This window comes from Microbacterium rhizophilum (assembly GCF_039605615.1).
Lineage (GTDB): Bacteria > Actinomycetota > Actinomycetes > Actinomycetales > Microbacteriaceae > Microbacterium > Microbacterium rhizophilus.
In genome coordinates, this window is sequence record NZ_JBCNUN010000010.1 from 88109 (window position 1) to 114030 (window position 25922).

Below are 25922 nucleotides of genomic sequence, written 5' to 3' on the forward strand. Positions count from 1 at the left end.
GATTCGACAGTCTCGATCCGGACACGCGAAAGGGGCGGGTGCCGACCGGCCGCCCGCCCCTTCGGTCCTGAGGACTACGCCTGCAGGGCGCCCTGCAGGTCGAGCGTGATCGTGACGTCCTTGCCGACGAGCACGCCGCCGGTCTCGAGAGCGGCGTTCCACGTCAGGCCGAAGGCCTCGCGGTCGATCGTCGTGCTGCCGGTCGCACCCGCCTTGTAGTTGCCGTACGGGTCGACGCCGAAGCCGCCCAGCTCGATCGTGAAGGTGACGGGCTTCGTGATGCCGCGGATCGTGAGGTCGCCGTCGACGAGGAACTCGCCGTTCTCCTCGCGCACACCGGTCGAGGCGAACTCGATCGTGGGGTGGCTCTCGGCGTCGAAGAAGTCGGCCGAGCGCAGGTGCTGGTCGCGACCCTCGTCCTTCGTGTTGATCGACGCGACGTCGGCCTTGGCCGTGACCTTCGCCTCGAGGGGGTTCTCGGGGGCGACGATCGTGCCCTCGATCACGTGGAACGTGCCCTTCACCTTGGAGATCATCATGTGGCGGACGTTGAAGCCCACTTCGCTGTGCGCGGGGTCGATGACGTAGGTGCCGGGACGGTAGCCGGGGATCTCGATGGTCATTGCTCTCCTCGAAGTCGTGCCTTGACGGCGGTATAACGATGACAATACGCATGCGCGTGCATATATTCCCGACGCGCGCGTGAATGTTGCGGAAACGACGAAGCGCCCCCCGCGTGGAGGGCGCTTCGGTGCGTGTCAGGCGACGTCGATCAGATCGATGATGAAGATCAGGGTCTTGCCGCTGAGGAAGTGGCCGGCGCCGGCGGGGCCGTAGGCCAGGTGCGGCGGGATGACCAGCTCGCGGCGGCCACCCACCTTCATGCCGGGGATGCCGTCCTGCCAGCCCTGGATCAGGCCGCGCAGCGGGAACTGGATGCTCTCGCCGCGGCTCCAGGACGAGTCGAACTCCTCGCCGTTGTCGTACTCGACACCCGCGTAGTGCACGGTGACGGTGTCGCCGGGCTTCGCCTCGGCGCCATCGCCCTCGATGATGTCGCGGATGGCGAGCTCGGAGGGCGCGGGGCCCTGGGGTGCGTCGAACTCGGGCTTGGTGCGATCTGCGCTCATGCGATCCATCGAACCACGAACCGCGCGACCGCGCGCAAGCGCTCGCGATGATTACGCCGTGAGCGTGACACCGTCCAGAAAGCACTCAGCGCCCGGGCTGCGGCGATGCCTGCGAGTCTTCCGGGCGCTGAGTTGATCTACTAAGAGGATGCGCCGGAGGGGTCGCGGGTGTCAAGACCCCCGGCCGGCTCAGTGCGACAGCAGCGCCCGACGCGTCGCGGTGATCCGCGCCAGCAGCACGTGCTCGTCGTGCGCGGCCTGTGGATCGCGGCCCGAGATCGCCCGCTGGCGCGCGGCGGCGAGCGAGGCCGAGTCCCGGATGAACACGGTCATCAGCCGGCTGCGGTCTCCGGGCAGCCCGGCCGCCCACGCCCTGCCCGTGCGGCGCCCGGCCGCGGTGGCGAGCATCTCGACCTCCTGCGGCGTGAACCAGCCGGCGGCCGCGTAGTCGCCGAGGCGCTCGCGCGTCAGGCGCGCCTCCTCGCGGCGCAGCATCACGACGCCCCAGACGAAGAGCGCGAAGATCGGCACCTGCAGCACCACGTAGTACCCGAGGAAGCCGACGAGCCCGCCGCCGACCACGAACGAGGCGCCGTTCCACAGCGCGTGCAGCAGCACCGCCGCGACGTAGCCGACGGCCGCGAGCCCCAGCGCGGGGCCCGAGCCGAGCCCGCGCCGCGCGGCGAGGCCGAGGGCGAAGCCGGTGCACGCCGTGAACATCGCGTGCGCGAAGGGCGACAGGATCGCGCGCAGGAAGAACGTGAAGCCGAGCGCGCCGGCGCCGCCCTCGATCGTGGAGATCGCGAAGTACTGGATGTTCTCGGTGAAGGCGAAGCCCGCGCCGATCATGGCGCCGTACACGACGCCGTCCACCGGCCCGTCCAGCGCGCGGCGGCCCATCCAGAACACGAGCAGCAGTCCGATGCCCTTGAAACCCTCCTCCACGAGCGGGGCCTGGATCACCGATGTGAGGAAGTCGCCGCGGGACGGCAGCACGATCGTCAGGGCGAGGTCGAACAGCAGCGTGAAGGCGATGGATCCGACGCCGCCCCACGCGAGAGCGAAGAACACCAGGCCCTTGGGCTCGGGCTCCCAGCGGTCGATGAGCACCACCGTGGCGATCACGACGGCATAGGGGATGAGAGCCGCGACGAGACCCACGACGGATGCCGCGGGACCGAGGAACGTCACGAAGTACGCGATCAGGGCGAGGGCGAGAAGACCCAGCACGGGCCACAGCCACACCCAGGCGCGACGGCCCTGGCGGGACTGCACGGGCAGCGTCGCGGTGGCCGCCGGCGCGGGCGCGATCGCCGCCCCGGCTCCATAGGCGGGCTGGGCGAGGGCGGTCGCGAACGACTGCTCGTGCGGTGAACCGGTGTCATGCGTCACGTGCTCTCCCCCATCGCCGCGGCGCGCGCGACCGCGATCCCGGTCATCATATTGCCGGGCCCTCGGGCGCGAGAGGCGAGTGCATCCGGTGCCGGTAGCCTGGAGCCATGCGTTTCGCCCACGTCGTGCTGCCCGGGGGCGACTCCCCCACTCTCGTCCTCGTCGACGGCCAGGACGCGATCCCGGTGCCAGCGCTCCTGCCGGAGGGGCCCGCCACGCTCGAGCAGCTGATCGCCGGCGGCGAGGCGCTGCAGACCGCCGTCCGCGACGCGGCCGCGGGCTTCGCAGGTCAGCGCGTCGCGATCGCCGACACGACGTTCGCCCCGGCCGTGCTGATGCCGCCGACGATCATGGCGATCGGGCTGAACTACTCGGCGCACGCCGGCGAGCTGAACCTGAAGACCGACGACACCCCGACGGTGTTCACCCTGTGGCCGAACTCCATCGCGGCGCACGAGGGCACCGCCACGTGGTCGCGCTCGCTCAGCGAGGCCGTCGACTACGAGGCGGAGCTCGGCGTCATCATCGGCCGGCCCGCGCGCGACGTGAGCGAGGAGGACGCGCTCGACCACGTGTTCGGCTACACGGTCGTCAACGACATCACGGCGCGCAACATCCAGTACTCAGAGGCGCAGTGGTGCCGCGCGAAGTCGTTCGACGGCTTCACGCCCGTCGGTCCGTACGTCGTCACGGCGGCCGAGGTGCCGGATCCGCAGGATCTGCACATCTGGACCGTGCTCGACGGACACACCATGCAGGACTCCACGACCGGCACGATGGTGCGCTCGGTCGCGAAGCTGATCGCCCACCTCTCGCGCGGCATCACGCTGCTTCCCGGCACGCTGATCTCGACCGGCAGCCCCGGCGGATCCGGCTACTCGCGCACACCGCAGGTGCTGATGCGCGACCGCTCGACCGTCACGGTCGGCATCGACGGCATCGGCGAGCTCACCACGCACTGCCGCGTCGTCGACTGAGGTCGGCGACGCGTCGCCGCGCCCCTGCCTGCCGGGATCTTCCCGGCAGGACGGGGCACGGCGCCCCTGATTCCCGGGAATGCCCGGTGCGAACGTGTCGATGACCGGATATCCGGCTCGACACGAAAGCGAGAATCAGATGGCCATCCCCGACACCCCGGCACGTCCCCGAGCCCAGGGCACCGAGTCTCCACCGCTCCGCAGCCGCCTCGGCATCGTGCACCTCCTCGCTCGACTCCCCCTGCCGATCGTCGCGCTCCTGCTGGTGCTGGGTGCGGTCCTCTTCGACATCCAGACCATGGTGATCCTGTCCCTCGCCGCCACCGGCGCGGAGGAGCCGCCGCAATGGCTCGCGCGGACGACGATCATGATGGGCAACCTCTTCATCCCCGTGGCCGTGCTCTCGCTGTGGGCGAGGCGCGCCGCCGCGCAGCGGCGCCTGGGAGCGATCGCCGCGTCGATGGTGGCGGTGCTCCCGGTGGTGCATGTCGTCCTGACGATCGGCACGCTGGTCTGGGGCCTCGTCCTCGGCCGCGGAGACATCGCGGGGCCGTTCGCACGCATCGAGGACCTCGTCTACGTCGCGTACGCCGGAGTCGTCCTGCTGACGATCGCGTTCCTGCGCGACCGCGGCATGCCCCGCCTCGTCGGCGTCCTCATGCTCCTCGGATTCGTGCTCAGCTACGTCGTGCCGTGGGGCATCACCGTGACGTACACCGCGCTCGGCGTGATCATCGTCGCCACGAGCCTGCGGCGGCGCGCACCGCGCGGTGTCGCGCCGCGAGAGCCGCTGCTATCGTGACGCGCATCGTGAGGAGGGCGCCGTGGGAGCGCAGGAGAGTCGCTCATCCGCACTGCTGGCCCGCTTCGGGGGAGTCGCCGCAGTGGCCGTCCTGGTGGGAGCCGCCGCGATGGTCGCGGCCGCTCTGGCCGCCGATCGACCCGCGCTGACCTGGGAGCTCGTCCAGAACGTCTCGCTGACCCTCGCGCTGGCCGCCGTCGCCGGCGGCCTGGCGCACGCTCCCGCGGCCGCGCCGGTCGCGACCGTCCTCCTGGCGGCCGCGACCGGCGGCGCGGCGTCGGTGCTGGCGAACGGCCTCGGAGACCTCGCGCTCGGCGCCGGCTGGGCGGCGGCCGTCCCGCTGCATCTCGCGTCCGGCGCCTTGTGGCCGATCCACATCCTGCCGCTCATCACCTTCCTTCCCGCGGCCTTCCCCGCGGGACCGCCGCGGGGGCGCGGGTGGCGGATCGTCGAGGCCGCGACGATCATCGCGATGATCGCGCTGGGAGTCGCCGAGATCACGGCCGAGCGGATCGCGGCGAGCGACCCGGCGATGCCCAATCCTCTCGCCTCGCCCGCCGTCTCGGAGGCCGCCGCGGTCGTCGGGATCGCGATCGCCGTTCCCGCGGTGATCGCCTCCGCCGCGGTGCTGGTGGCGCGCTGCGTACGGGGCGGCGCTCCGCTGCGTCGCCAGGTCGGCGTCCTCGCCGCGGTGCTCGTCAGCGGTCTCGCCTTCAACGCAGCGCACGGCGCCGTGCCCGAGCCCGTGTTCCAGCTCGGGATGACGATCTGGCCGCTCGCACTGATCGCGGCGATCGCCGTCGCCGTCGTGCGGCACGGGCTGTACGACGTCCGGGTCGTCGTCAACCGGCTGGCCGTCTACTCGCTGCTCACGATCGTTCTCGGCGCGCTGTTCGCGATCGCGTACCTGGCGGGCTCGTCGCTCCTCGCCGCCCTTCCGGCCCCGGCGCAGCCCTGGGCCGCGGCGGTCACCGGCGCCCTCGCGGTCGCGGCATTCGCGGAGCCCGTCCGCCGGGGCCTCCAGCGCCGCTTGGAGCGCGCGATCGTCGGGTCGCGCGGCTCCCCACTGGACGCGATCGTCCGGCTGCGCGAGTCGACGGATCACGGAGACGAGCCGGCCGTGGGCCGGGCCATCCTGATGACGTTCATCGACGCGGTCCGCGCCACCTCCGGGAGCCTGCACCTGCATCGCGACGGGCGGCTCGTCGAGGTCGCCGCCGCGGGGACGCCGACCGAGCCCGTCATCGTGCTGCCGCTGGAGCACCGCGGCGAACGGCTCGGCGAGGTCAGGCTCGCGGGACGCTCCCCCGGTGAGCGCTACACGAGGGGCGACGAGGTCCTCCTCGCGCACCTCGCCGAGCACTCCGCCGTCGTGATCTTCGGCGTCCGGCGCGACGCGGAGCTGACGGCCGCGCGCCAGGCGGCGATCCGCGGCGCCGCCGAGGTGCGCGCGCGCATCGGCCGCGATCTGCACGACGGCTTCGCGCCGCTGCTCGCAGGCGCCGGACTCACCGCGGAGGCCCTGCGGCGATCGCTGCCCGCCGGGACGCCCGAAGCCGAGTCGGCCGCGCGTCTCGCCGAGCGCCTGCGTCTCGCGGCGAGCGATGCGCGCCGCTTCGCCCACGACATGCAGCGCAGTCCCGTCGCCGAGGCCGGCCTCGTCGGCGCGACTGCGGAGCACGTCGACGCCCTCAACGCGGCCGGGGGCCCGCGGATCTCGCTGCAGGCGGCATGTGATCGGCCGTTGCCGCCCGAGGTCGAGCAGGCGGCGCATCTGGTCGTTCTCGAGGCGCTCGCGAACGTCATCCGGCATGCGGAGGCGACCCGCGTCCTCGTGTCGCTCGTGCGCGACGCGGACGATCTCGTCGTCGAGGTCGCGGACGACGGCCGCGGGATGCCGTCTCCCTACGTGAGCGGCATGGGGCTCACCTCGATGCGGCGACGGGTCGAGGAGCTGGACGGCGCGTTCGCGATCGACAGCGCAGACCGCGGCGGCACGACCGTGCGCGCGCGGATCCGGGCGACGCCGTGACCCCGGTCCGTCTCCTCGTGGTCGAGGACCACGCCGTGTTCCGGGAGGGGATCAAGGCGCTCCTCGCGCAGGTGCCCGAGATCGAGGTCGTGGGCGAGGCCGCCGACACCGAAGCCGCGGTGGCGGCGGCGGCGGCGCTTCGACCGGACATCGCTCTCGTCGATCTCGGCATCCCGGGCGAGGGCGGCGCATCCGTGATCGCGCGGCTCGCCGCCGAAGGGACGGCCACCGCCGCGATCGTGCTGACCATGTACTCCGACGGCCTCCACGTGCGACAGGCCCTGCGCGCCGGTGCGCGCGGCTTCCTGTCGAAGGACGCCCCGCCCGAGTCGATCATCCACGCGATCCTCGCCGTCGCCGACGGCCAGTTCGTCCTGGACGCCGGGGCGGCCCAGATCGCCCTGTCACACGCGGACTCCGGTCGCTCGCGCGTCTTCCCCGCGCTCACCGACCGCGAGCACGAGGTGCTGGAGCGGATGGCTCGCGGGCTCGGGAACCAGGCGGTCGCGGAGCTGCTGGGCGTCTCCGTGAAGACCGTCCAGAACTCCGTGTCGTCGATCTTCCTCAAGCTCGGAGCCCGCGACCGCGCGCACGCGATCTCGCTCGCGCGCGACGCGGGCCTGGGCGCCAGCGCCCCTGGGTCCTGACTCCTCAGGATGTCGTCGGGATGTCCTCCGGCGAGATGATCGGGAGCGCGGCCGTGATCGCCTCGATGCCGGACAGGCGCGCGGGCGAGAGCTGCTTGTCTACCTCGGCGCGGTCCATCAGGCCCGCCTCGACCACCAGGTCGGCGACGTTGCGGTTCGTCAGCAGTGCGGCCTTGGCGAGCGCGGCCGCCGCGGCGTAGCCGATGAACGGCGTGAGCGCCGTGATCACGCCCACCGAGGATCCCACCATCGCGCCCAGGCGCTCGCGGTTCGCGGTGATCCCGTCGACGCAGTTGACGCGCAGCGTGCGCATGCCCTGACGCATCCACGTGATCGACTGCAGGATCGAGTGGGCGATCACCGGCTCGAAGGCGTTCAGCTGCAGCTGCCCGGCCTCGGCCGCCATGGTCACCGTCATGTCGGCGCCCGCGACCGAGAAAGCGACCTGGTTCACGACCTCCGGGATGACCGGGTTCACCTTCCCCGGCATGATGCTGGACCCTGCCTGGCGCGCGGGCAGGTTGATCTCGCCGAGGCCCGCCTGCGGGCCCGACGACAGCAGCCGCAGGTCGTTGCAGATCTTCGAGAGCTTCATGGCGTTGCGCTTGAGCGACGAGGAGAACGACATGAACGCGCCCGTGTCGCTGGTGGCCTCGACGAGGTCGGTGGCGGTCGTCAGCGGCAGGCCCGAGATCTCGCACAGGTGGCGGCGCACCGCCTCCGCGTAGCCGTGCGGGGCCGTGACGCCCGTGCCGATCGCGGTGGCGCCGAGGTTGATCTCCGTCAGCAGCGACGAGTTCTCGGCGAGGCGCTGGTGGTCCTCCCCCAGCGTCGTGGCGAAGCCGTGGAACTCCTGCCCGAGGGTCATCGGCACGGCGTCCTGCAGCTGCGTGCGGCCGACCTTGAGCACGTCGTGGAACTCTCGCGCCTTCGCGAGGAAGGCGCGGCGCAGCAGGTCGATCTCCGTCAGCAGCGAGACGTGCACGAGCGAGATGCCGACCTTGATGGCGGTCGGATAGACGTCGTTCGTCGACTGGCTGCGGTTCGTGTGGTCGATCGGCGACAGGAAGGCGTAGTCGCCCTTCTCCCGGCCCGCCAGCTCGAGCGCGATGTTGGTGATGACCTCGTTCGCGTTCATGTTGGTCGACGTCCCGGCGCCGCCCTGGATCACCCCGACGACGAACTGGTCGTGGAACTCGCCGTCGATCACGCGCTGCGCGGCGCGGTCGATCAGATCCGCCTTCGCCGGCGCGAGCACGCCGATCTCCCGGTTCGCGCGCGCCGCCGCCTGCTTCACCATCGCCAGCGCGACGACGAGCTCGGGGTACACCGCGATGGGACGCTTCGAGATGTCGAAGTTCTCCATCGCACGGGCGGTGTGGATGCCCCAGTGGACGTCGGCGGGGATCTCCATGGATCCCAGCGAGTCGGTCTCGATGCGGGTGGTCGAGCTGTCAGCCATCGTGCTCCTTGTGGGTTCGCGGCCAGCCTCCTCGCCGTCGAGGAGGCCACCCGTCGAGCCTAGGCGACGCCCCTGGCCCGCACCCGGGTCACGCGCGGGGCGGCTTGCGCGAGAACGCCTCCAGGCGCTGCTGCGGCGTCAGCTGCGCCATCCGCTCGTACCACTCGGGCGTGAAGAAGCCGGCCGGATCGTCGGCGTCGACCGGGACGACCGTGTGGGTGATCGTGTCGTCGTACACGTGCACCAGGTGGAAGCTCTGGCCGGCGTCCATCCCGTTCACGCGCAGCGGCGGCCGCGCGACGTCCATCGTGTAGCAGGACGCGGAGGCGACGCTCACGGGGACGCCCGCGAACGTGCCGCTCATCGAGTAGTGCAGGTGCCCCGCGAGGATCGCGCGCACGTCGGATCCGGCGATCACCTCGGCGAGCGCGGCCTGATCGCGCAGCTCGAGGATGCCGAACAGCGGCACGTGACTCGGCAGGGGCGGATGATGCAGGGCCAGGATCGTGCCGAGCGGGGCGGGCGTCGAGAGCACCTCGCGCAGCCACTCGCGCTGGGCCGCGTCGATCTCGCCGTGGTGCCATCCCGGCACCGAGCTGTCGAGGGCGATCAGGCGCAGGCCGCCGAGGTCCCACACGCCGGTGACGGGCGTCTCGTCGGCCGAGAGCCCGAGCAGGTCGCGGCGCATCTCCGGGCGCTCGTCGTGGTTGCCCGCGACCCATGCGATCGGCGCGCCCAGGCGCGCCGCCGCGGGCTCCACCAGCTCCCGCAGGCGCAGGTAGGCCTCGGGCTCGCCGAGGTCGGTGAGGTCGCCCGTGAACACCAGCGCGTCGGGTCGGACCGCCCCGTCGGCGGCGAGCTGCTCGAGCCGCTCGAGCGTGCGCCGCAGGTTCGCCTCGGTGTCGTACCGTCCGCCGAGCGGCGCGTTGCGCGCCAGCAGATGGGTGTCGCTCAGATGGACGATCGTCCGGTGGGCGGGCGCGTGCTGACCGAACTGCATGGCTCCAGACTAGGTGGGCCCAGCGACCTCAGCCCAGGACGATCAGGAAGATGCCCGAGGCCACCGCGAGCGCGCACAGCACGAAGCACGCGTACGCGCCGAGCAGCGAGAGGCGCTTCTGCGCGTCCGTCAGCGGGCTCTTCGCGGCGGCCTTGGCGGCGGCCTTCGCCGCCTTGGCGATCTGCTTGGGCGACAGCACGGTGATCGCGTCGGTGAAGGTGGCGGGCGCGACCACGGGCACGCGGCCGCTGCGCGCGAGCAACCGCAGGCCGAGGGCGTAGAAGCCGACCACGACGACCGCGCCGATCAGCGCCGCGGCGAAGACGAGGACGAAGGCGCTCCAGTCGATGGTCACTTGTCGTCTCCCTCGCGGCCGCCCTGCTGCTTCGCCGCCGCCTTCTGGCGTGCCTTCTCGGACATCGCGCGCTGCTGGCGGGGCGTGGGCGGCGGGTTCTCGTCGACCTTGACGGCGTGACCGGACGCGGCGACCTCGCTCATGGCGTTGCCCGCGTGCACCTCGTCGCGGCGCGAGCGCAGGAACAGGAACAGGATGATCGCGAACGCGATGATCGCGTCGATCACGACGCCCGTCGCGCCGAGACCGAGCGACCGCGACCACACCACGAGCAGCGCCGCCAGCGCGCCGACGACGCCCGCCGCGGGCAGCGTCAGCAGCCAGCCCACCGCGATCCGGCCGACCGTGCGCCAGCGCACCTCCGATCCGCGACGTCCGAGGCCCGATCCGATCACCGAGCCCGAGGCGACCTGCGTCGTGGACAGTGCGAATCCGAGGTGGCTCGAGGCGAGGATCGTCGCGGCCGTGGAGGTCTCCGCCGAGAAGCCCTGCGCGGGCTTGACGTCCGTGAGGCCCTTGCCCAGCGTGCGGATGATCCGCCAGCCGCCCACGTACGTGCCGAGCGCGATCGCGGCCGCGGCCGACAGGATGACCCACCACTCGGGCTCGGGATGGTCCTGCCAGCCCGCGGCGATCAGCGCGAGCGTGATGATGCCCATGGTCTTCTGCGCGTCGTTCGTGCCGTGGGCGAGCGCGACGAGCGAGGACGTGAAGATCTGGCCCCAGCGGAAGCCGTCGCGGCCGTCGGGCTTGCCGTCGTAGCGGCGCGTGACGACGTAGGCGATCTTGGTCACGATGTACGCGATGATCCCCGCGGTGAGCGGCGCGAGCACGGCGGGCAGCACGACCTTCGAGACCACCACGCCGAAGTCGATGCCCTGCGCGCCGATGCCGACGATCGTGGCGCCGATGAGGCCGCCGAACAGGGCGTGGGAGGAGCTCGACGGCAAGCCGAGCAGCCACGTCAGCATGTTCCAGGTGATGGCGCCGATCAGGCCCGCGAACACCAGCGAGGGGAACACCGCGCCCGAGATCTGGTCCTCGCGGATCATCCCGCCCGAGATGGTCTTGGCGACCTCGGTCGAGAGGAACGCGCCCACCAGGTTGAGGACGGCGGCGATCGCGACGGCCGTCTTGGGCTTCAGCGCGCCCGTGGCGATGGGGGTCGCCATCGCGTTCGCGGTGTCGTGGAAGCCGTTGGTGAAGTCGAAGAAGAGCGCCAGCGCGATGACGAGCGCGACGATGAGGGCTGCGGTTTCCACCGTCCGCCTTCCGTGATGCGGGGATCCGAGGGATCCGAGAAGCGCGAACGAAGAGTTCGCCGTGTGTTCACGATCTGGCAACCAGACAGTCACCGATCCTCGCACCGGCGGCGGAAGCGGTCAAACCGCGGCCCCATCGCGCGCACGTCGCCCGCGCGATGGGGCCGTCCCGGCCGTGCGGCGGATAGCGTTGTCGGATGATCGCCAGCGCGTCCACCCCGAACGCCTCCTCCGTCCCCGCCCCGCGCCCCGACCGGCGCCCGTCCGCCCGCACCCACCACGGCGACACCTTCGACGACCCGTACGAGTGGCTGCGCGAGAAGGACTCCCCCGAGGTCATCGCGCACCTCGAGTCCGAGAACGCCCACACCGACGCGGCGCTCGCCCACCTCGAGCCGCTGCGCGGGCGCGTGTTCCAGGAGATCAAGGGACGCGTGCGCGAGACCGACCTGAGCCTGCCGAGCCGCCGCGACGGCTGGTGGTACTACGGCCGCACGATCGCCGGCAAGCAGTACGGACTGCAGTGCCGCGCGCCCATCGCCGGCCCCGACGACTGGACTCCCCCGGTGCTCAGCCCCGAGGTCGAGGTGCCGGGCGAGCAGGTGCTGCTCGACGCCAACGCCGAGGCCGACGGCCACGAGTTCTTCTCTCTGGGATCGTTCGACGTGTCCAAGGACGGCGCGCTCATGCTGTGGGCGGTGGACGTCGCCGGTGACGAGCGCTACACGATCCGGATCAAGGACCTCCGCACCGGCGCGATCCTGCCCGACGTGATCGAGGGCACCTCGTCGGGGGCGGCCTTCCTGCCCGGCGGCACGCACATCGTGTACACGACCGTCGACGACGCGTGGCGCCCGGATCGGGCCTGGCTGCACCCGGTGGGCTCGGCGAGCCGCGACGACGACCGCGAGATCTACCACGACGCGGACGACCGATTCTGGGTCGGCGCGGGCGTGACGCGCAGCGACCGCTTCCTCGTGGTGGAGTCCGGATCGAGCATCACGAGCGAGGTCTCGCTGCTCGACGCGGCGACCGTCGCGACGGATCCGGATGCCGCACCGCAGGTGGTGTGGCCGCGTCGCGAGGGCGTCGAGTACGGCGTGGACCACGCGGTGATCGACGGCGAGGACTGGCTCTACATCCTGCACAACGACGGCGCGCTCGACTTCGAGCTCGTGCGCGCCCGCGTCGGCGCGCCCGACGTGGTCGAGACCGTCCTGGCGCATGAGCCGGGTCGGCGCCTGCTCGACATCGACTGCTTCCGCGACTTCGCCGTGGTCGAGTACCGCCGCGACGGGCTCCCCCGCGTCGCGCTGCTCGACTACCGCACGCACGCGCTCACCGAGATCGACTTCGACGAGCCGCTGTTCGCCGCGGGCCTCGGCAGCAACCCCGAGTGGGCCCCGCCCGTGCTGCGCCTGGGCTACGGCTCCTTCACCACGCCCGGATCCGTGTTCGAGTACGTCCTCGAGACGCGCGAGATGATCCTGCGTCGTCAGGTCGAGGTGCTCGGCGGCTACGACCCCGAGGAGTACGGTCAGGCCCGGGTGTGGGCCCCCGCGCAGGACGGCACCCGCATCCCCGTCTCGCTCGTGTGGAAGCGCTCGTTCGGCGAGCCGGGTGCGGCCGTCCGGCCCATGCACCTGTACGGCTATGGCTCGTACGAGCACTCGATCGACCCGGCGTTCTCGGTCGCGCGTCTGTCCGAGCTCGACCGCGGCATCGTCTTCGCGGTGGCGCACGTGCGCGGCGGCGGCGAGATGGGCCGGCAGTGGTACGAGGATGGCAAGCTGCGCGCGAAGCGCAACACGTTCACGGACTTCGTGGACGTCGCGCGCCACCTCGTCTCCCAGGGATACACGGCGCCGGATCGCCTGGTCGCGGAGGGCGGATCGGCCGGCGGCCTGCTGATGGGCGCGATCGCGAACCTCGCGCCCGAGCTGTTCGCGGGCGTGCTCGCGGACGTGCCGTTCGTCGACGCGCTCACGACCATCCTGGATCCGTCCCTGCCGCTGACGGTGATCGAGTGGGACGAGTGGGGCGACCCGCTGCACGACCCGGAGGTCTACGAGTACATGAAGTCGTACTCGCCCTACGAGAACGTGCGCGAGGGCGTGACGTACCCGCGGATCCTGGCGATGACGTCGCTCAACGACACGCGCGTGCTGTACGTCGAGCCCGCCAAGTGGGTCGCGCGCCTGCGCGACGTGGGCGCGAACGCCCTGTTCAAGTGCGAGATGGTGGCCGGCCACGGCGGCGTCAGCGGCCGCTACAACGCGTGGCGCGAGCGCGCCTTCCAGCTCGCGTGGCTGTTCGACGTGCTCGGCGTCGCGGACGCCTGATCCCCGGGCCTGATCCCCGGTCCACCCCGGGGCGTGTCCCACGTGGCGCCCGTCTGCGGTCATCCGTGTCCCACTTGCCGCCCTTCCCGCAGCGTATTCAGGCGCCAAGTGGGACACGGCCGCGCGGCGCCTCGTCCACAACCCCCTCCCGGTGCGAGTGAGCTCCCAGATCGGTGAATCGAGGACTCTCGACTCACCGTGGCCGCAAGGCTCGTCGCCATGCGCACTCCCGCCCCGCTGCCCACTGGTGCTCCCGCTCGCTTCCTCGTGTCGGACGCCGCCGAGCGCGGCATCAGCGCGAAGCGCCTGCGGGCCGGAGACCTGGAGGTCCCCTACCGGGGCGTGCGGATCGCCGGCGAGATCCCCGTCTTCTTCACCGAGCCCTACGACGGACGGCGCAACGAACTGGCGGTGGCCGCCTGGAAGTACGCACCCCGCCTGAAGCCATGGCAGTTCTACAGTCACGCGACCTCGCTCGCCCTGCAGGGCGCGCCTCGCCCCGAACCGGCGTCCTCGGTCGAGCTCCACGTATCGGCGCATCGGCCGCGCCGGGAGCCCCGCATCGGCGGCGTCATCGGCCACCGGCTGCAGGTGCGCGAACTGGCCTGGGTGACGACGCCCGCCGGCTTCCGAGTCGAAGACGCCGTCCGTGCGTGGCGTCAGACGGGCACCCTCTGGGCGCTCGATGACCTGATCGCCGCCGCCGACTTCCTCGTCCTGCCGAAGAACCGCCTCGCCACCATCGGCGAACTCGAAGCGGAGGTCGAGCTCATGGGAGACGTGACCGACGGTCGGCTGACGCGCGCGCTCCGAGAGGTGCGGATCGGGTCGGAGTCGGCCGGCGAGACGCGGTCGCGACTGCTGATCACCCGCGCCGGGCTGCCCGAACCCGTGCTGCAGTACCGCCTGCTCGACGCGCGCGGACGCTTCGTCGCCCGCCTGGACGCGGCGTACCCCGAGTACGGGCTCGCATTCGAATACGACGGTCGGCACCACGCGGATCCGTCGCAGTTCGCGAAGGATGCCGACCGCTGGGAGGCGATCCGGCAGACCGGATGGCGTCACATCCGGCTCCTCGATCACCATGTCCGCGGCCCGCGCCCCGCGGCGGTGCGGATGGTGCGCGACGCGCTGCGCGAATGCGGCTGGCCCGGCTGATCCGCCGGTCCGTGTCCCATTTCCGGCCGCTTTCGGCCGCGATTCGGCGCGAACTGGGACGCGGATGAGCGCATACCGGCCCCAAGTGGGACATGTCCGCAGGCACTGGCCACGGACGACGGAAGCCCCTCGGCGCCGCACGCACCGAGGGGCTTCCGTCGTCGAGGCTCAGCCGAAGAGGGCCGCTGCCTCCTCGTAGCGGGACTGCGGCACCGTGTGCAGCTCGCCGAGCGCGTCGGCGAACGGCACGCGGACGATGTCGGTGCCGCGCAGGGCGACCATCTCGCCCCACGCTTGCTGCACCACCGCGTCGGCGGCGTGCAGGCCGAGGCGGGTGGCGAGCACGCGGTCGAAGCCGGACGGCGATCCGCCGCGCTGGATGTGGCCCAGCACGGTCGCGCGGGTCTCGATGCCGGTGATGCGCTCGATCTCGGGCGCGAGCACCTCGCTGATGCCGCCCAGGCGCGGGCGGTTGAAGGCGTCGAGGCCCTTGTCGCTGTACGCCTCCTCCTGGCCCTTGAGCTTGAAGCCCTCGGAGACCACGACGAGCGGCGCGCGACCGCGCTCGAACGCCGACGTGACCTGCGCCGTGATCTCCTCGATGGACAGCGGCACCTCGGGGATGCAGATCACGTGGGCGCCGGCCGCCATGCCCGCATGCAGGGCGATCCAGCCGACATGACGGCCCATGACCTCGGCCACCATGCAGCGCTGGTGCGAGTCGCCCGTGGTGCGCAGGCGGTCCATGGCCTCGGTGGCGATGTTCACGGCCGTGTCGAAGCCGAACGAGTAGTCCGTCGCGCCGAGGTCGTTGTCGATCGTCTTGGGCACGCCGAAGACGGGCACGCCGTCCTTCGAGAGCCGGTCCGCGGCGGCCAGGGTGCCCTCGCCGCCGATCGCGACGATGCCGTCGATGCCGTGCTCTGCGAGGGTCGCCTTGATGTTGTCGGCGCCGCCGCGCCCCTCGTAGGGGTTCGTGCGGCTCGTGCCGAGGATGGTGCCGCCGACCTTCGCGAGGCCCTTGACCTCGTGACGGGTGAGCGGGAAGAAGTCCGCTTCGACGACGCCGCGCCAGCCGTCGCGGATTCCGACGAACTCGAGGTCGTAGCTGGTGGTGCCCTTGAGGACGATGCCGCGGATGACCGCATTCAGTCCGGGGCAGTCACCCCCGGACGTGAGGATTCCGATCTTCATGATCCCGACGCTAGCCGATCGCCGACGATGCCGAAGCCGGTCGGCGCATCACCGCCGTGCGAGCGCGCCGGCGCGAGCATGCGGGCGCTCGTGCGCCCGCGTGAGACTCGTGAGACTAGAGAGCACTCCGCAGCACGTGCATGAGCGCGGCCAGCTGCACCGAGTCGCTCGACGTCGGGTCGACGGCCTCGCCGTCGAGCGCCCGCGCCGCGAGGCCCTGCTTCTGGTCGATGAGCTCGGCGATCTTGGTGTCGATCGTGTGCGCGGCGATGATGCGCCACGCGGTGACGGGCTCGTCCTGACCGATCCGGTGCACGCGGTCGATCGCCTGCGTCTGCTCGGCCGCGGTCCAGCTGAGCTCGGCCAGCACGACGTTCGACGAGGCCTGCAGGTTCACGCCGACACCCGCCGCCGTGAGCGAGCAGACCGCGATTCCGACCTCGGGGTCGCCCATGAACGCGTCGATCGCCTCCTGGCGCGCGGTCGAGCTCTGCTCGCCGCGGATCGACACGCTCTTCACGCCGACGGCCGCGAAGTGCGCCTCGGCCCGATCCATCACGTCGATGTGCTTCGCGAAGAAGACGACCTTGCCGACCGAGCGCTGCAGCTGCGCGGCGTAGTCCGCCGCGAGGCCGGCCTTCGCCTGGCCGATCCGGCGCACCATCGTGAATACGTTGGAGCCGTCGCCGCCGGCGGCCTTGGACTCGTCGAGCTCGCCCTGGGCGACGAGGCGCACGATGTCCTCGTCGATCTCGCCCGGCGCCAGTCCCCGCTCGCCGCGGGCCTCGATGATCCGGCGATAGCGGGCCACGAGGCGTGCCGCGAGCTCGCGCTCGGCCTCGCGGATGCTGCGGCCGAACTCGTCGTCCAGCTGCACCGGCAGGTCGGCGACGAGCTTGTCGGGAAGGTCCTTCGCGACGTCTTTCTTGCGGCGCCGCACGATGCCCATCGAGATCACCGCGTCGCGCGCCTCCGGGTAGAAGGACTTGTCGGCGGGCGTCAGGCCCGTCGCGTCCAGCTTCTCCATCAGCTCGGGCCCTGGCTTGTCGCCCGTGGTCCAGCCCAGGAAGCGCCAGATGGCGTCGAAGTCCTCGACGTCGTTGATGAGCGGGGTGCCGGTGAGGGCCAGCAGGAGCGGGTCGCCACCCGGCGTCGACTCCCGGATGCTCGACGCGAGGGCGAGCACGTTCTGCGAGCGCTGCGACGTGAGGTTCTTGATGAAATGCGCCTCGTCGACGACCATGCCGCGCAGGCCGATCTTGGCGAGCCAGCCGAGGTGCCGATCCAGGATCTCGTAGTTCACGATGAACACGTCGGCGAACGCGTCGATGTCCTGGCCGTCGCCGTTGATGACGGTGGCGCGGCGGTGCGGCGTCCAGCGCTCGACCTCGCGGGCCCAGTTCATCTTCACGACGTTCGGGACGATGGCCACCAGCGGGTAGGCGTTCGCGACGGACGCTGCGAGCACCGACTCGGCGGTCTTGCCGAGGCCCGGCTCATCGGCCAGCAGGAACGTGCGGTGCCCGGCGCGGACGGCCTCGAGGAAGCGCGACTGGTGCGCCATGACCTCGAGGCCCTTGGGCGAGAGCCGGTCGAACTCGGGGACCTCGGGCAGCGGCATCGTGGCCGCGCCGCCGCCGGCGCCCTGCTCGAACGCCTTGTACAGCGGGCCCATCAGCTCCCAGCCGTCCAGACGACGACGCGGCGTCGCGCCGCCGTCGCGGTGCGCCAGGTCCGGCGCGAGGAAGGGGTTGGACTCGACGCGCGCCTCGATCTGCGGCGGTGTCACCTGGCGCTCGGCCGCGGCCGGGGGCACCAGGGTCGTCTGCAGCACGGGCTTGACGTCGGCGATCACGAGCTCCTCGGGCGCCAGCTCCGCGCCCGACTCGAGCAGCCAGTCGCGGCGCATGCGGCGCGCGACGGGGGACGTGGCCTGGTCGACCTCGAGCAGCTGGATGAGCGAGGTGTCGCGCGCGGCCGTCTTGGCGAGGATCGTGGCGACGCCGTCGAGCCGCTTCAGCAGCTCGGCGCGCGCGGCGTCCGTGACCTCGGTGTCGGCCTTGACCCGCGCGCGCTCCTCGCGCACGAGGAACGCGATCACCTGGAACTTGGTGCGGTTGGTGGGGCCCAGCTTTCCGCGCTGGGCCTTCGCCTCGACCTCGCGCACCTTGCGGGCGAGGATCGGGATGAGGGGGGCCTCGTCGTCGCGGCGCGCGGACGAGGACTTTCTGCGCTGTCGCGCGGGTGCCGTGGTCGGCATGCTCCTCCTGAGCTAGAGACCGTCGCGACCGAGGCGTATCGGCCTGCGGTCGGAGTCGTGCTGGCGTCCGCCGGGCCTGCGACGCAGCGACATCGCGGGCTGACAGTGCCGCGCTGAACGCGCGACACGACGAAGCGGACGCGGTTCCCGGTCGTCGCACGTGCGCCGGCCTGCGAGAGGATCTCTCTGACGTCGACGACGCGTCGGGCGGCGGAAACCTGTGTGTCCCAGTCTAGGGCATGCCCCGCCCCGCCATGGCGAGAATCGCACGGAATCCCGGATGGCCCGGTCCGCGGATCCGGATCAGCCGCGAAGGTGCGCGAGCATGTCGTCGACCGCGGACTGCACGACCGCCGGGTCCGCGTTGAACGCGTACGTGGTCAGCATCAGGTCGCCGCGGAGCACGACGTGCTCGATCTCGACCATGCCCTTCTGCTGCTCGCCCTGCCGCTCGCAGTCGACGACCTCGCCGCTCGCGTCGCACCCCGGGAAGTTCTGCGTGAGGACGTCGCGCACGAACTGGTCGTGCTGGGCGGGGACGATCGCGGCGTTGGAGACCAGGGCGGTCTCGCCCGGCGGCGTCCAGTAGCAGTTGAGGTTCTCGGCGCCCTGGATCACGTCGAGCAGGTCCACGACCTTCGAGCTGGGCACCGGATCGGCCTCGGCCGGGTTCAGCTGGCCGAACGAGTCGTACAGCCAGTCGGTCATCTCCGGCGAGTAGGCGGCCTCGCACTCGGCGGGCAGCGCGCCGGCCTCGGCGGACTCGGTCGGCTCGGGGCTCGGCTCGGCCGAGGTGCTCGGCTCGGGCACGGCCGAGGGCGACGCGCTGGGGGCGTCGCTCGGCGCCTCGCTCGGCGCTTCACTGGTCGGCACGGGCGACTCGACGGGCTCGGGCGTCGGCTGGCACGCGGCGAGCGCGAGGGCGGCGAGGCCGATCGTCCCGAGGACGGAGACGCGGGCGGCGAGACGAGCGGGGCGCATGGCCCCATCCTGCCTCACCGTCCGCGCCGTCATGCGGGCGGGCACGCCGACGGGCGCCCGACGCCCGCCCGCCGCGGATCAGCGGAAGGTGCGCAGCCGCAGGCTGTTGAGCACCACGAAGACGCTCGAGAACGCCATGGCGGCGCCCGCGATCATCGGCGTCAGCAGGCCGAGCGCGGCCAGCGGGATCGCCGCCACGTTGTACCCGAACGCCCAGAACAGGTTGCCGCGGATGATCGCGAGCACGCGCCGCGAGAGCCGCACGCCGTCGACCGCGGCGGCGAGCGACTCGCGCACGAGCGTGATGTCGCTCGCGTGCATCGCGGCGTCGGTGCCGCCGCCCATCGCGATGCCGAGATCGGCCGTCGCGAGCGCCGCGGCGTCGTTCACTCCGTCGCCGACCATCGCGACCCGGCGCCCCTCCCCCTGGAGCCGGCGGATCTCGGCAACCTTGCCCTCGGGCGAGACGCCCGCGATCACGGTCCGGATGCCGACCTCGTCCGCGACCGCCCGGGCGACGCCCTCGCCGTCGCCCGTGAGCAGCACGACGTCGAGCCCCAGGTCGCGCAGCCCCGCGATCGCGGCGGGGCTGTCGTCGCGCACGGTGTCGGCGACCAGGATCACGGCGCGCGCCGTGGCGCTCATGCCCGCGGCCGAGGCCCATCCGACGATCACGACCGTCGCGGCGGCGTCCCGCGCGACCGCGGCGAGCTCGTCCGGCACGCGCGCGCCACGGCCGGCGGCGAGCGCCAGGCTGCCCGCGAACGCGTCGCGGCCGGCGACCGTGCCGGTCACGCCGTGCCCGGCGTGGCTGCGGAAGCCCGAGACTGCGGGCAGCTCGAGCCCCTCGGCGGCGGCCGTGACGGCCCGGGCGATCGGGTGCTCCGATCCGGACTCGAGCGCCGCGGCGACCCGCAGCACCTCGTCGTGGTCTGCGCCGCGCCCGAGCGCGACGTCGTGCACGCTCATCCGACCGCTCGTGACGGTGCCGGTCTTGTCGAGCACGACCGTGTCGATCCGCCCGGCGCTCTCGATCGCCTCGGGACCGGTGATCAGGATGCCGCGCTGCGCGCCGCGCCCCGTGCCCACGAGGATGGCGACGGGCGTCGCGAGGCCGAGCGCGCACGGGCACGCGATGATCAGCACCGCCACGGCCGCGATGAACCCCGCCTCGAGCCCCTGTCCCGCGATGAGCCAGCCGACGAGCGTCAGCAGCGCCAGACCGATCACGACGGGCACGAAGACGCCGGAGATCCGGTCGGCGAGGCGCTGGATGCGGGACTTGCCGGCCTGGGCGTCCTCCACGAGCGCCGCGATGCGCGCGAGGCGCGTGTCGGGTCCGACCGCCGTGGCGCGCACCACGAGGCGCCCGTCCGTGGCGATCGTGCCGCCCGTGACGACCGCGCCGGGGCCGACCGCCACGGGCACGAACTCGCCGGTGAGCATGCTCGCGTCGACCGCGGCCTCGCCGTGCTCCACGACCCCGTCCGTCGCGATCGTGCCACCGGGCCGCACGACGAAGCGGTCCCGGGGCTGCAGGCGGTCCACCGGGACCGTGGTGCCGTCGCGGCCGTCCGCGTCTGCCAGCACGACCTCGCGCGCGCCGAGATCGATCAGCGCGCGCAGGGCCGCACCCGCGCGTCGCTTGGAGCGCTGCTCGATGAGCCGCCCGAGCAGCAGGAAGGTCGTCACGACCGCCGCGACCTCGAAGTACACGTGCATGCCGCCCGTGATCGTGACCCACGCGCTCCACAGCAGCGCCGCCATGGTGCCGAGCGTGATGAGCGTGTCCATGGTCGCCGCGCCGTGGCGCGCGTTGCGCAGCGTCGCGCGGTGGAACGGCCACCCGGCCCAGAGCACGACCGGCAGGCTCAGCGCGAGCGACGCCCACTGCCATCCGGGGAACTGCAGCGGCATGATCATCGAGATCAGCAGGATCGGCACGCTCAGCGCGGCGGCGACGATCAGGCGGATGCGCAGCGGCGTCTCGCCCGGCGCGTCCTCGACGTCGTGGACGTGGCCGCCATGCTCCTCGTGGGCGCCGTGCTCCTCGTGGGCGCCGTGTGCCTCATGGGCGCCGCGATCCGCGTGGGCGTGGTCGCCCGCGTCGTGCGCATGCGGCCTCGCCGCCTGGCGCACGGTCGCGTCGTAGCCGGCCGACCTGACCGCCTCGACCAGCGCCTCGTCCGCGATGCCGGCGGGCGCCTGCACCTTGGCCGACTCGGTCGCGAGGTTCACGGCGGCGTCGACGCCCGGCACGAGCTGGAGGCGCTTCTCGACGCGAGCGACGCAGCTCGCGCACGTCATGCCCTGGATCTCGAGGACGACGTCGCGGCGGTCGTCCTGCACGGTGTGGCTCATGGATGTCCCCTTCCGGTGGGTTCACCAGTCGCGAACCATGATACCCCCCTGGGGTATTCCCACGGGAGACGCGAAGTAGGCTGGAGCCATGAGCATCGAGCTGACCGAGGCGGCTGTCGCCGCGACCATCGACCACGCGATCCTGAAGCCGGACTTCACGCGCGCCGACGTGGATCGCGAGCTCGACATCGCCGCCGAGTGGGGCGTGTTCAGCGTGTGCGTGCGCCCGTCCGACATCCCCTACGCCGTCCGCCGCCTCGACGGCACGGGCGTCGCGGTCGGCACCGTGATCGGCTTCCCGCACGGCACCACCTCGACCGCCGCGAAGGTCGCCGAGCTGCGGCGCGCGAAGGACGACGGCGCGGTCGAGTTCGACATGGTCGTGCACATCGGCGGCCTGCGCTCGGGCGAGGACGACCTCGTCACGGCCGACATCGCCGCGGTCGTCGAGGCCGCCGCCGGCTCCGTCAGCAAGGTCATCCTCGAGACCAGCTACCTCGACCTCGAGCAGATCGCCCGCGGCAGCCGCCTCACGGAGGCCGGCGGCGCGACGTTCGTGAAGACGTCCACGGGCTTCGCGGGCGGCGGCGCGACCGTCGAGCACGTGAAGCTCATGCGCGACAGCGTCTCCCCGGCCGTCCAGGTCAAGGCCTCCGGCGGTGTCCGCGGCCTCGAGTCCGCGATCGCGATGCTCGACGCGGGAGCGACGCGCCTGGGCACCAGCGCGAGCGCGACGATCCTGGGTGAGCTGCGCGCCCGCGCCGAGGGTCGCACCGCCTCCGGCGCGGAGGACGACAGCAGCTACTGAGCGCTTGCTCGTCGGATCCGCTGCTCGGTCGTCGGATCGGCGGGGCGGACGAGACGCCTGAGCCCCACGCGTCCCCTCGTACCCCGCGGCCCCGACGACCGAGCGCGGCGACCGACGAGTGAGCGCATCTCATCCCCGTGCCCCGAAGCGTGCGAGGAAGAAGAAGATCAGCGGCCGGAGGTCGCTTCCGTCAGGGCGAGGCGGGCGCGGACCACGTCGTCCGTCATCTGCTCGATGAGCTTCTCGACGCCCTCGAACGCGACCATGCCGCGGATCCGGGCGACGAACTCGATCTCGACGCGGCGGTCGTACAGGTCCAGGTCCGCCTCGTCGATCACGTACGCCTCGACCTGCGGCACGTCGACGTCGTCGAACGTCGGGTTCGTGCCGACCGAGATCGCGGCCGGGTAGCGGACGCCGGATCGCAGGACGCCCTCGGGCGAGCGCTCGATGAGCCAGCCGGCGTAGACGCCGTCGGCCGGGACGTAGCCCTCCGCCTGGGGCGAGAGGTTGGCGGTCGGGAAGCCCATCTCGCGTCCGCGCTTGAGCCCGTGCACGACCTCGCCGGAGACCGAGGGGTACCGGCCCAGCAGCTTCGCCGCGCGCTCGACGTCGCCGGAGTCGAGCAGCTCGCGGATCCAGGTCGACGACACGCGGCGCCCGTCGTCGGCGCTCGCGACGTCCGCGACCTCGTCGACCGCGAAGCCGAGCTCATCCCCCATCCGGCGCAGCAGCTCGACGTCGCCGGCACCGCCCCGGCCGAAGCGGAAGTCGCTGCCGACCAGCACGCGCTGCGCGCGCAGGCCCGCGACGATCACGCGCCGCACGAACGTCTCGGCCTCCTCGGACGCGAGCGCCTCGTCGAAGCGCAGCATGAGCGTGGCGTCGATGCCGGTGCGGCCCAGCAGCTCGACCTTCTGCGTCACGCCGACGAGCGAGCGCGGGCACCGCTCGGGCGCGATGATCGACAGCGGGTTGCGGTCGAAGGTGACCGCGACCGTGCGCGCATCCGTCGACGCCGCATCGACCAGCATCTTCTCGATCAGCGCGCGGTGGCCCGCGTGGACGCCGTCGAACTTGCCGATCGCGATGACGGTCGGCCCGAAATCGGCGGGGACGTCCGCGACGTCCTCGAACAGGATCACCGGACAGCCTCGGCGGGCGTCTCGTCGCGGGCGCCGGTCGGCGCGGCGCGGTGCGTGACCAGCCACCACAGCCCGAAGAACGGCAGCACGAGCGGGATGAACACGTAGCCGATGCCGTACTGCGACCACACCGTCGGGTGCTGGAAGAGCTCGGGCAGCACGACCGAGAGCGTGCCGACGACGAGGACGCCCACGAGCTCGAAGCAGATCGCGACCCACGCGACGGCGTACCAGCCGGGCCGGCGCGAGAACACCAGCGCGAGGGTGGCGAGGATGTACACGACGGCCGACGCCGCCGACAGCGAGTACGCCAGCGGCGCCTCGTGGAACCGCTCCGCGATCTGCACGAACGAACGGCCGGTGGCCGCGAGCGCCATCACGGCGTACACGATGACGAGGACCCGGCCGATGCCGGTCATGCGGCGCGACGGCGCCGCGTCGTTCGCGGAAGACGTGTTCGAGGAAGACGGGGCACTCATAGCGCCCTCCAGTCTAGGCGCGCGCGTCCGCGCATCAGCCGGGCCGATCAGGCGACCTGGACCGTCCAGATCACCTGCATGCGCCACACCATCACCGCGACCGACAGCGCGACGATGCCCATGATCACGGTGCTCCAGCGGCTGCGCTCGATCAGCGCCCACACGACGCCCGCCGCCGGCAGCAGCACGGCCGAGACCAGGTACGTCCAGAACTCCAGCGCGCTGCCCGTGGGCGGGTTGCCGGCCAGCGGCGCCACGATCGCGACCACGACCTGCGCGATCAGCAGCAGCTCGACGAGCGCGAGGGCGCCTACCGTGAGATCGCTGGGGCGCCGGCCCGCGAGTCCCAGGACGACGGCCAGCAGCCCCGCCGCGACCGCGACCGCGAGCTGGACGATCGTGAACCACAGGATCATGCCCGCACCTCCGGCATGTTCATGGCGCTCTTGAGCGCGTCGCCGCGGCGCTCCACGATCCCGACGAGCACGCCGTCCGGATCGATCGCGGCCGCGTTGCCGCCCGCGATCCGCTCCGCGGCGCCGTCGAGGCGCTTGCCGTGACGCAGGTCGCGGGCCTCGTCCGCCGTGACGTCGAGCCGCCCCAGCACGCGCGCGGCCACCTCGGCGGGCTCGAGCAGAGTGGGCCGGTCGGCGAGGGCGTCGAGGTCGTGCGCGTCGGCGATGCGGAACGGCCCGATCCGCGTGCGCCGCAGCATCGTGAGGTGGCCGCCGACGCCGAGGTCCGCGCCGAGGTCGCGCGCGAGGGCCCGGATGTACGTGCCCGACGAGCAGTCGACGGTCGCGTCGAGATCGATCGCGTCCCGGGACCGGCGCGTCTCGCGCACCTCGAATCGGTCGATCGCGACCTCGCGGGCCTTGAGCTCGACGTCCTGGCCCGACCGCGCCAGGTCGTACGCCCGCCTGCCGTCCACCTTGATGGCCGAGAACGTGCTCGGCACCTGCGAGATCCGGCCCGTGAGCGCGGCGACGCCCTGCGCGATCCGGTCGTCCGTGACGGCGGCGAGCGCATCCGATCCGGCCGTCGACACCGTCTCGCCCTCGGCGTCGTCGGTCGTGGTCGCGGCGCCCAGACGGATCGTCGCCTCGTACGTCTTGTCGAGGCCGACGAGGTAGGTCAGCAGCCGCGTGGCGCTCTCGATCCCGAGCACGAGCAGGCCCGTCGCCATGGGGTCGAGCGTGCCGGCGTGGCCGATCTTGCGGGTGCCGAACGCGCGCCGAGAGCGGGCGACGACGTCGTGGCTGGTGATCCCGCCCGGCTTGTCGACGAGCAGGATGCCGGACGCGGGATGCATACCCTCCAGGGTACGTGTCCCCCGCCCGGCGCCCGTGTCAGCAGTGCTCGTAGGAGGGCTGGGCGATCAGGTTGACCGACACGCCGTCGACCACCCCGGGCTCCACCTCGCCGTGCGTGAAGTGGAGTCGCCCGCCTTCGCCGTCCTCGTTCGCGGTGACGAACGCCCGGCCGCCGTCAGGCAGCACGCTGTCCTCGGCGGCGCCGGGGTGCGCGGATCGGACCTCGTCGACCGTGCTGAACACCGACAGACCGTCCTCGGTCTTCGGGCGCGGGGTGTCCGAGGCGGCGTTTCCGGTGTTCACCAGCGTGACGTCGTCGACGTCCGACTCGCCCTTCCACACGTGCAGCTGGAGGCCTCCGGCGCCCACTGCGTACCCGGGGCTCACCGATGGCGCGCAGCCGCCCTGGTCCCCCGCGCTCGAGGTGTCCCAGCCGAGCTGCTCGGCGACGGCCACCGCGTCATCCCACGCCATGCCGATCTCGAACGGTCCGATGCCCTGCTCCGTGATCAGCCAGGTCGCGACATCCGGGTTCAGCGCCGGCCCGCTCGGCTCCGGCTCCGGCTCCTGCGTGGGCGTCGTGTGCGGCGTCGGATGGATCGACGGCGAAGGCGTCCCCACCGGTGCGGACTCGCTCGGGGTCGGCGTGCCCGACGCTCCGGGGGGCGCAGTCGCGCAGCCGGCGACCGCGACGAGCAGGATCGCGGTGCCCAGCGCCGCGCTCAGGTGTCGCGTGCGGATGTCCTTCATGGTCTTCCCTTCCTCGTCGTCGCCTCCGCGACGATGCGTCATCAGGTCTTGCCCCGCCCGCCAGCCGGGCTT

At 72.2% G+C, this 25922-nt stretch carries 23 protein-coding genes; 7 read left to right on the plus strand and 16 right to left on the minus strand.

The window, feature by feature from the left end:
* Nucleotides 1-74 precede the first annotated feature (74 nt).
* The 3 genes from AAD528_RS15040 to AAD528_RS15050 form a co-directional block, all read right to left on the minus strand.
* On the minus strand, nucleotides 75-623 hold the full coding sequence (locus AAD528_RS15040; protein WP_345752896.1) for a YceI family protein: 549 nt from the start codon (nucleotides 621-623) through the stop codon (nucleotides 75-77).
* 135 nt (nucleotides 624-758) lie between these two features.
* On the minus strand, nucleotides 759-1130 hold the full coding sequence (locus AAD528_RS15045) for an FKBP-type peptidyl-prolyl cis-trans isomerase (RefSeq protein ID WP_345752897.1): 372 nt from the start codon (nucleotides 1128-1130) through the stop codon (nucleotides 759-761).
* Nucleotides 1131-1319: 189 nt separating this feature from the next.
* Nucleotides 1320-2522 carry a PrsW family intramembrane metalloprotease gene (locus AAD528_RS15050; protein ID WP_345752898.1) on the minus strand — a complete coding sequence of 401 codons (1203 nt, stop codon included), beginning with the start codon at nucleotides 2520-2522 and terminating at the stop codon, nucleotides 1320-1322.
* 107 nt (nucleotides 2523-2629) lie between these two features.
* Here AAD528_RS15050 and AAD528_RS15055 point away from each other — a divergent pair, with 107 nt between their 5' ends.
* The 4 genes from AAD528_RS15055 to AAD528_RS15070 all read left to right on the plus strand — a co-directional run bounded on the left by AAD528_RS15055 (nucleotide 2630) and on the right by AAD528_RS15070 (nucleotide 6980).
* On the plus strand, nucleotides 2630-3499 hold the full coding sequence (locus AAD528_RS15055) for a fumarylacetoacetate hydrolase family protein (protein WP_345752899.1): 870 nt from the start codon (nucleotides 2630-2632) through the stop codon (nucleotides 3497-3499).
* 139 nt (nucleotides 3500-3638) lie between these two features.
* Nucleotides 3639-4301 (plus strand): hypothetical protein, encoded by a 663-nt coding sequence (locus AAD528_RS15060; protein ID WP_345752900.1) that lies wholly within the window; start codon nucleotides 3639-3641, stop codon nucleotides 4299-4301.
* 22 nt (nucleotides 4302-4323) lie between these two features.
* Entirely contained in the window at nucleotides 4324-6333 is a 2010-nt protein-coding gene (locus AAD528_RS15065; RefSeq protein ID WP_345752901.1) for a sensor histidine kinase, read from the plus strand.
* The gene (locus AAD528_RS15070) at nucleotides 6330-6980 is read left to right on the plus strand and encodes a response regulator (RefSeq protein ID WP_345752902.1); all 651 of its coding nucleotides are present in this window, start codon (nucleotides 6330-6332) and stop codon (nucleotides 6978-6980) included. Before AAD528_RS15065 ends, AAD528_RS15070 begins: the two co-directional genes overlap by 4 nt.
* A gap of 4 nt (nucleotides 6981-6984) precedes the next feature.
* Here AAD528_RS15070 and AAD528_RS15075 read toward each other — a convergent pair whose 3' ends face one another.
* The 4 genes from AAD528_RS15075 to AAD528_RS15090 form a co-directional block, all read right to left on the minus strand.
* Complete coding sequence (locus AAD528_RS15075) at nucleotides 6985-8442, minus strand: aspartate ammonia-lyase (RefSeq protein WP_345752903.1); 1458 nt, start codon at nucleotides 8440-8442, stop codon at nucleotides 6985-6987.
* 88 nt (nucleotides 8443-8530) lie between these two features.
* Nucleotides 8531-9442 (minus strand): phosphodiesterase, encoded by a 912-nt coding sequence (locus AAD528_RS15080; RefSeq protein WP_345752904.1) that lies wholly within the window; start codon nucleotides 9440-9442, stop codon nucleotides 8531-8533.
* A 28-nt stretch (nucleotides 9443-9470) separates the two neighbouring features.
* A complete protein-coding gene (locus AAD528_RS15085; RefSeq protein ID WP_345752905.1) occupies nucleotides 9471-9797 on the minus strand; it encodes a peptidase in 327 nt (108 codons plus the stop codon).
* A complete protein-coding gene (locus tag AAD528_RS15090) occupies nucleotides 9794-11059 on the minus strand; it encodes an inorganic phosphate transporter (RefSeq protein ID WP_345752906.1) in 1266 nt (421 codons plus the stop codon). Before AAD528_RS15090 ends, AAD528_RS15085 begins: the two co-directional genes overlap by 4 nt.
* Before the next feature lie 197 nt (nucleotides 11060-11256).
* Between AAD528_RS15090 and AAD528_RS15095 the strand changes: the two genes are divergently transcribed.
* Together AAD528_RS15095 and AAD528_RS15100 are read left to right on the plus strand one after the other, a co-directional pair.
* On the plus strand, nucleotides 11257-13401 hold the full coding sequence (locus tag AAD528_RS15095; RefSeq protein WP_345752907.1) for a S9 family peptidase: 2145 nt from the start codon (nucleotides 11257-11259) through the stop codon (nucleotides 13399-13401).
* A gap of 219 nt (nucleotides 13402-13620) precedes the next feature.
* Entirely contained in the window at nucleotides 13621-14559 is a 939-nt protein-coding gene (locus tag AAD528_RS15100; RefSeq protein ID WP_345752908.1) for an endonuclease domain-containing protein, read from the plus strand.
* A 168-nt stretch (nucleotides 14560-14727) separates the two neighbouring features.
* On the opposite strand, the gene AAD528_RS15105 is transcribed toward AAD528_RS15100, so the two are convergent.
* From AAD528_RS15105 to AAD528_RS15120, 4 genes are all read right to left on the minus strand, one after another.
* On the minus strand, nucleotides 14728-15753 hold the full coding sequence (locus AAD528_RS15105; RefSeq protein ID WP_345752909.1) for a 6-phosphofructokinase: 1026 nt from the start codon (nucleotides 15751-15753) through the stop codon (nucleotides 14728-14730).
* Between the two features lie 115 nt (nucleotides 15754-15868).
* On the minus strand, nucleotides 15869-18013 hold the full coding sequence (locus AAD528_RS15110; protein ID WP_345752910.1) for a DEAD/DEAH box helicase: 2145 nt from the start codon (nucleotides 18011-18013) through the stop codon (nucleotides 15869-15871).
* Between the two features lie 303 nt (nucleotides 18014-18316).
* The gene (locus AAD528_RS15115; RefSeq protein WP_345752911.1) at nucleotides 18317-18994 is read right to left on the minus strand and encodes a hypothetical protein; all 678 of its coding nucleotides are present in this window, start codon (nucleotides 18992-18994) and stop codon (nucleotides 18317-18319) included.
* Between the two features lie 78 nt (nucleotides 18995-19072).
* Nucleotides 19073-21355 carry a heavy metal translocating P-type ATPase gene (locus AAD528_RS15120; RefSeq protein ID WP_345752912.1) on the minus strand — a complete coding sequence of 761 codons (2283 nt, stop codon included), beginning with the start codon at nucleotides 21353-21355 and terminating at the stop codon, nucleotides 19073-19075.
* Between the two features lie 88 nt (nucleotides 21356-21443).
* On the opposite strand from AAD528_RS15120, the gene deoC reads away from it, so the two are divergent.
* Nucleotides 21444-22163, plus strand: a complete 720-nt coding sequence (gene deoC, locus AAD528_RS15125) for a deoxyribose-phosphate aldolase (RefSeq protein WP_345752913.1) — start codon at nucleotides 21444-21446, stop codon at nucleotides 22161-22163.
* Nucleotides 22164-22330: 167 nt separating this feature from the next.
* Here deoC and AAD528_RS15130 read toward each other — a convergent pair whose 3' ends face one another.
* The 5 genes from AAD528_RS15130 to AAD528_RS15150 are packed head-to-tail and all read right to left on the minus strand — an operon-like array spanning nucleotide 22331 to nucleotide 25892.
* Nucleotides 22331-23308 (minus strand): bifunctional riboflavin kinase/FAD synthetase, encoded by a 978-nt coding sequence (locus tag AAD528_RS15130; RefSeq protein WP_345752914.1) that lies wholly within the window; start codon nucleotides 23306-23308, stop codon nucleotides 22331-22333.
* On the minus strand, nucleotides 23305-23787 hold the full coding sequence (locus AAD528_RS15135) for a hypothetical protein (RefSeq protein ID WP_375339636.1): 483 nt from the start codon (nucleotides 23785-23787) through the stop codon (nucleotides 23305-23307). The genes AAD528_RS15130 and AAD528_RS15135 overlap by 4 nt, the downstream gene beginning before the upstream one ends.
* A 47-nt stretch (nucleotides 23788-23834) precedes the next feature.
* Nucleotides 23835-24203: a hypothetical protein gene (locus tag AAD528_RS15140; protein ID WP_345752915.1), complete on the minus strand. Its 369-nt coding sequence runs from the start codon at nucleotides 24201-24203 to the stop codon at nucleotides 23835-23837.
* Nucleotides 24200-25099: a tRNA pseudouridine(55) synthase TruB gene (truB, locus tag AAD528_RS15145; RefSeq protein WP_345752916.1), complete on the minus strand. Its 900-nt coding sequence runs from the start codon at nucleotides 25097-25099 to the stop codon at nucleotides 24200-24202. The genes AAD528_RS15140 and truB overlap by 4 nt, the downstream gene beginning before the upstream one ends.
* A 37-nt stretch (nucleotides 25100-25136) precedes the next feature.
* Nucleotides 25137-25892 (minus strand): RAD23 family protein, encoded by a 756-nt coding sequence (locus tag AAD528_RS15150; RefSeq protein ID WP_345752917.1) that lies wholly within the window; start codon nucleotides 25890-25892, stop codon nucleotides 25137-25139.
* Between the last annotated feature and the right edge of the window lie 30 nt (nucleotides 25893-25922).